At 68.1% G+C, this 3,490-nt stretch carries 6 protein-coding genes; all 6 read right to left on the reverse strand.

The window, feature by feature from the left end; genetic code table 11:
- Nucleotides 1-236: helix-turn-helix domain-containing protein (locus tag ACMO6A_RS01700; protein ID WP_418470690.1), on the reverse strand; the 236-nt coding region annotated here is incomplete at its 3' end.
- 9 nt (nucleotides 237-245) lie between these two features.
- Complete coding sequence (locus ACMO6A_RS01705) at nucleotides 246-782, reverse strand: 2-oxoacid:acceptor oxidoreductase family protein (RefSeq protein ID WP_009307116.1); 537 nt, start codon at nucleotides 780-782, stop codon at nucleotides 246-248.
- Nucleotides 779-1,627: a thiamine pyrophosphate-dependent enzyme gene (locus ACMO6A_RS01710; protein WP_009307117.1), complete on the reverse strand. Its 849-nt coding sequence runs from the start codon at nucleotides 1,625-1,627 to the stop codon at nucleotides 779-781. The genes ACMO6A_RS01705 and ACMO6A_RS01710 overlap by 4 nt, the downstream gene beginning before the upstream one ends.
- Nucleotides 1,628-1,630: 3 nt before the next feature.
- The gene (locus ACMO6A_RS01715; protein ID WP_009307118.1) at nucleotides 1,631-2,713 is read right to left on the reverse strand and encodes a 3-methyl-2-oxobutanoate dehydrogenase subunit VorB; all 1,083 of its coding nucleotides are present in this window, start codon (nucleotides 2,711-2,713) and stop codon (nucleotides 1,631-1,633) included.
- Nucleotides 2,714-2,717: 4 nt separating this feature from the next.
- Nucleotides 2,718-2,924 carry a 4Fe-4S binding protein gene (locus ACMO6A_RS01720; RefSeq protein ID WP_009307119.1) on the reverse strand — a complete coding sequence of 69 codons (207 nt, stop codon included), beginning with the start codon at nucleotides 2,922-2,924 and terminating at the stop codon, nucleotides 2,718-2,720.
- A gap of 72 nt (nucleotides 2,925-2,996) precedes the next feature.
- Nucleotides 2,997-3,490 (reverse strand): ParA family protein (locus ACMO6A_RS01725; protein ID WP_418470691.1); only part of this gene is annotated, 494 nt, incomplete at its 5' end.

Here is a 3,490-nt window from a genome sequence, read left to right on the forward strand (position 1 = left end):
ACCTGGTACGTGTCCAGCTTGGCCGCGGTCCCCGTGAGGATCTCGGTGAACTCCACGCCGAAGTGATGGGCCATGTGGTAGATGGCCGAGATGGGCACGTCGTCGCCGGTCTCCTCCCAGCGCGCGTACGTTTCCAGCGGCACCTCCAGCTCGGCCGCCATGTCCTCGCGCGAGACGTCGCACGCCTCGCGAAGGCCCTTGATGCGCAGGCCGATCTCGGCCAGTTCAGCTACCATGGTCGCTCCTTACGCGTCGATTCCCAGTTGCAGGGCCCGTTTGTTCATGTCGAGCATCGCCGTCTTCTTGGCGGGCACGCACTTCTCGATGGCCTTCCAGAGGGTCTCCTCCTCGCAGAAGCGCGTCTCGGCGAACAGCTTGCCGGCAAGGATGATGTTCGCCAGCTTCTTGAAGCCGGCCTCCTCGGCCATGGCCGTCGCGGGGATGGCGCACATGCGCACGCCCTCGATCTCGGGGATGCGCTGGACGAGCGTGGAGTCGGCCACCACGATGCCGCCTTCGGCCACGCTTGCCTCGAACTTGTCGAGGGACGGCTGGTTCATGGCAACGAGCACGTCGGGGGCGAGCACGAGCGGGCTGCCGATGGGGTCGTCGGAGAGGCACACGCTGCAGTTGGCGGTGCCGCCGCGCATCTCGGGGCCGTAGGAGGGCAGCCACGACACCTCGCGGTCTTCCAGCAAGCCGGCGTAGGCGATCAGCTTGCCGGCGAACAGCACGCCTTGGCCGCCGAAGCCGGCCAGCACCATGTTGACGGAGCGGCTCATCGCGCGCCTCCTTCCACCTGCGAGTCGGGGTGCGCGATGGGGCATGCGGCGTTGCGCGCCGAGGCCGCCTCGGCCGCGTCCGCGTAGCCCTCGGCCACCACGTCCTTGTACACGCCCAACGGATAGTACGGCAGCATGTTCTCGTTCATCCAGGCGAACGCGTCCTGCGGCGTCATGCCCCAGTTCGTCGGGCACGTGCCCACGATCTCGACGAGCGAGTAGCCGCGGCCGTCGATCTGCGTCTGGAACGCTCGTCTGATGGCCTTCTTCGCCTTGCGCACGTTCTTCGGGCAGTCGACGGTGACGCGCTCGAGGTACGCCACGCCGTCCAACGAGCTCAGAAGCTCGCACACGCGGATGGGGAAGCCGGCCGTCTCGGTGTTGCGGCCGTAGGGGGACGTCTGGGTCACCTGGTTCGGCAGGCTCGTGGGGGCCATCTGGCCGCCCGTCATGCCGTAGATGGCGTTGTTCACGAAGATGACGGTGATGTTCTCGCCGCGCGTGGCCGCGTGGACCGTCTCGGCCATGCCGATGGACGCCAGGTCGCCGTCGCCCTGGTAGGCGAACACCACGCCGTCGGGCAGCGCGCGCTTCACCGCGGTGGCCACCGCCGGGGCGCGGCCGTGCGCGGCCTCGATCATGTCGCAGCCGTAGAAGTCGTAGGACGTGACGGTGCAGCCGACGGGGGCGATGCCCACGGTGGAGCCTTCCACGTCCAGCTCGTCGAGGCACTCGGCCACGAGGCGGTTGACGATGCCGTGGGCGCACCCAGGGCAGTAGTTGGTGACGACGGGCAGGAGCGCATGGGGTCGTTCGAACACGACTTTCATTTCCTTGTCGGCCATGGCCTACTCCCCTCCTTTCGCGGATGCGGCGATTGCTTCGTTCATAGCCTCGAGCTTGGCCAGCACCTCCACCGGCGTCGGGATGACGCCGCCGGTGCGGCCGTAGAAATCCACCGGACGGCGGCCGGCCACGGTCAGGCGCACGTCGTCCACCATCTGGCCCATGTTCATCTCCACCGACAGGTAGGCCTTCGCCTGAGGGATGGTGGCCTCGATGGCGTCCACGGGGAACGGCCACAGGGTGATGGGGCGGATGAGGCCGGCTTTGACGCCCTTCTCGCGAGCCGCGACCACCGCGCTGCGCGCCACGCGGGCGCTCGCGCCGAACGCGACCACCACGATGTCGGCGTCGTCGGTCATGAACGACTCGGCGCGCTGCTCGTCGCGCTCGATGGCGGCGTAGCGCTCGTAGCGCTCCACGTTGAGGTCCTCCAGGGCCTCGGCGGTGAGGTACAGCGAGTTCACCACGTTGTGGGGACGCCGGTGCTTGTGACCGTTGGTGGCCCAGGGCTTCTCGGGCAGCGAGTCGATGGGCTCGGGCATGACCACGGGCTCCATCATCTGGCCCAGCATGCCGTCGGCCAGGATCATGACGGGCGTGCGGTACTTGTCGGCCACGTCGAAGGCCGAGTACACGTAGTCGGCCATCTCCTGGACAGTGGACGGCGCGTACACCACCACGCGGAAGTCGCCGTGGCCGAGCGCGCGCGTGGCCTGCCAGTAGTCGGCCTGCGACGGCTGGATGCCGCCGAGGCCCGGGCCGCCGCGCTGCACGTTGATGATGACGCCGGGCAGATCGGCGCCGGCCATGTAGGAGATGCCCTCGCCCTTGAGCGAGATGCCCGGCGACGAGGACGACGTCATGACGCGCGCGCCGGCCGCAGCCGCCCCGTACACCATGTTGATGGCCGCGATCTCGCTTTCGGCCTGCAAGAACGTGCCGCCGACCTTCTCCATGCGCTTGGACATGTAGGCCGCGAGCTCGGTCTGCGGCGTGATGGGGTAGCCGAAGAAGAAGCGGCAGCCGGCGCGCAGGGCGCTCTCCGCCAAAGCCTCGTTACCCTTCATGAGCACTTTCTCTGCCATGGGTCTACCTCTCTACCGTGATCGCTACGTCAGGGCACATGACCGCGCAGGACATGCAGCCCGTGCACGCGTCCAGGTCGGTGCAGTACGCGGGGTGGTAGCCCTTCGCGGTGATCTTGTCGTGGTCGAGCGCCATGATCTGCTCGGGACATGCGTCGACGCACAGGCCGCACCCCTTGCAGAAGGAGTCGTCTACGCTGATTCTCGCCATGATTCGCCTTCCTCGTCTCGTCCGAATGCATAAACGGCCGGACTGGAACCGTCCGGCGCGCAGCTCTCTTGTCTATTCCCAGGGAGTTCTTACATATACTTGCACAGGATAGTACGTTTGCCGATCCTCATTCGGCGCGCGGTGGGTAGTTTCCCGGTCGGCGACCTGGCGCGCCGCCGCGGCGGGCACCGTGGTGCATGCCAGGGGCAGCCCGGCCGCCTGCGCGACCGCTTGCGCGAACGGCACGCCCTGCTCCACGACCTGGGCGTCGGTGTCGCGCTGCAGGTGCGTGTTGTTCACGACGCACGTGGCGCGCAGGTGCGACTTCGCCTCGATCTCGCGCAGCACCTCCACCGCCTCGGCGGGCTCCTGCGTGAGGTTGCGGCTGCGGTTCACCACGTACAGCATCTCGTAGGGAGCCTGCTCGACCGTGCGCGCGAAGCGCCCGAGCGCCGTGGCGCCCGCGTCGTCGCCGCCCGCGTCGACGAGCACGAGAGGGCGCTCGTCGCCGTCGCGCCAGGCGCGCTGCGCGGTGTCGATAGCCGGTTCGATGGTGCCCGACAGGC

Source organism: Eggerthella sp. (assembly GCF_048329335.1).
GTDB classification, from domain to species: Bacteria; Actinomycetota; Coriobacteriia; order Coriobacteriales; family Eggerthellaceae; genus Eggerthella; species Eggerthella lenta.

Bases quoted from the DNA above. Each gene is read 5' to 3' on its own strand.
- ACMO6A_RS01705 (WP_009307116.1), bottom strand. From the start codon at position 782: ATGAGCCGCTCCGTCAACATGGTGCTGGCCGGCTTCGGCGGCCAAGGC.
- ACMO6A_RS01715 (WP_009307118.1), bottom strand. From the start codon at position 2,713: ATGGCAGAGAAAGTGCTCATGAAGGGTAACGAGGCTTTGGCGGAGAGC.
- ACMO6A_RS01710 (WP_009307117.1), bottom strand. From the start codon at position 1,627: ATGGCCGACAAGGAAATGAAAGTCGTGTTCGAACGACCCCATGCGCTC.
- ACMO6A_RS01720 (WP_009307119.1), bottom strand. From the start codon at position 2,924: ATGGCGAGAATCAGCGTAGACGACTCCTTCTGCAAGGGGTGCGGCCTG.